Below are 1,027 nucleotides of genomic sequence, written 5' to 3'. Positions count from 1 at the left end.
TTGACCATCTGCGTATTGATACTTGATGGTACGAGTCACCTTCTTGTTGAGTTCTGCTGGATCCTTGATTGCTTCTTTACCATGACGAAGAGTAACCACAAATTGTTGGTCTTTCTTATCATCGTTATCGAAGGTCTTAGGTCCCTTGAACTCATCGTTCACAACTTCATAGCCCTTGTCTGTCAATTCTTTCAGACGGGTTGCGTAGTTAGTTGTTCCGATTGGCTCACCTGACTTACCGCTTTCAACTACCTTACCAACTTCCTTGTTGTTATCATCTTGGTCTACGAAGGTGATAATCGCTTTTTGACCATCTTTAACATAATTGATTGGTGTATCCTGTGTTGGATCACTTGGAATTGGTGGTGGGTTGTAACCCTTGCTTGGATCGCTCGGATCTTTCGGTGTCAATGGCGTTGTACCATCTGGGCCTACTGGTGTAGTGCCTGGTACATCTGGAACTACTGGAAGATCAGTTCCTGGTTTTGTTGGATCTGTTGGATTGTTTGGATATGGAAGGTTTGGTACTTTTGGAAGTCCGTCTGGTACATTTGGTACGTATGAACCGAGCTTCTTATATTGTACAACTTCTTCGCTATCCTTATCATCAGGAGTTACTGTCTTCGCTGCTACATTAGCCTTATCTGCCACAAATCCAGTCACAACTGGTGTAGCTTCTTGGGCCAATTCTTTCGTAGCTGGTGTCCATGGAGTGAAAGTCTTCTTGTCAGTTACACGGTCGCGTTCACCTGTACGTGTGAAGGCTGCTTCTTGAGTAACAGGAGCTTTCAGAGCTGGACGACCCGCTGTTTGACCATCTGCGTATTGATACTTGATGGTACGAGTCACCTTCTTGTTGAGTTCTGCTGGATCCTTGATTGCTTCTTTACCATGACGAAGAGTAACCACAAATTGTTGGTCTTTCTTATCATCGTTATCGAAGGTCTTAGGTCCCTTGAACTCATCGTTCACAACTTCATAGCCCTTGTCTGTCAATTCTTTCAGACGGGTTGCGTAGTTAGTTGTT

1 protein-coding gene is annotated in these 1,027 nt (G+C 44.2%); it reads right to left on the bottom strand.

Annotated features, from left to right (window positions below):
• A partial coding sequence (locus D8791_RS10380; protein WP_446677530.1) for a mucin-binding protein occupies window positions 1-1,027 on the bottom strand: 1,027 nt, incomplete at both ends.

Origin of the sequence: Streptococcus cristatus (genome assembly GCF_003943515.1) — a bacterium.
In the GTDB taxonomy this organism is placed as follows: Bacteria; Bacillota; Bacilli; order Lactobacillales; family Streptococcaceae; genus Streptococcus; species Streptococcus cristatus_D.
Note: the sequence above shows the minus strand (reverse complement) of the source record. Positions and strands in the feature narration are given on the sequence as shown.